The 504-nt window shown below is 64.3% G+C and carries 1 protein-coding gene; it reads right to left on the bottom strand.

The genetic code is table 11. The features are described 5' to 3' along the window. Positions 1–504 (bottom strand): hypothetical protein (locus PJK54_RS17720; protein ID WP_271303512.1); only part of this gene is annotated, 504 nt, incomplete at both ends.

The following is a 504-nucleotide window of genomic DNA, read 5'->3' as shown; positions in this document are numbered from 1 at the left end:
AATTTCAGGCGCCGTGAGATCACTGGTGGTGGTGCCGTCGGTCTCGAACGTATTGCCCGCCACATCGGTCACGGTCATCGAGACGGTGAGGGCGCCTGCTGTGAGGGCAGAGAGATCCAGGCCAGTCACCGAGAGCGCGCCGTCGGTGCCGACCGAGATGTTGCCAGCGTCGACGGTGTACTCATTGGCCGGCTCGGCGCTGTCCGTGATGGTGATCACGACATTGCTGCTGTCGAGGCCGGCCTCGATGCTGCCAGTCAGATCGACGGCGCTGATGTCTGCCAGATTGAGGAGGCCATCGCCACCATCGACGAAGGCGATGCTGCCCGTCGGGTCGGTGGTATCCACGGTGACGGCGCCCAGGTTCACGGCGTCGCTGACGTTGCCCGCGAGATCGGTCTGACGGATCTGCACAACGCCATCGGCGTAGACACCTTCGTCCAGCGTGAAAGTGGTGCCAGTGCGAGCATCCCAGGTGGTGCCGCCGTCGAGGGAGACTTCCCA

Source organism: Cobetia sp. MMG027, assembly GCF_027947415.1.
Taxonomy (GTDB): domain Bacteria; phylum Pseudomonadota; class Gammaproteobacteria; order Pseudomonadales; family Halomonadaceae; genus Cobetia; species Cobetia marina.
Note: the sequence above shows the minus strand (reverse complement) of the source record. Positions and strands in the feature narration are given on the sequence as shown.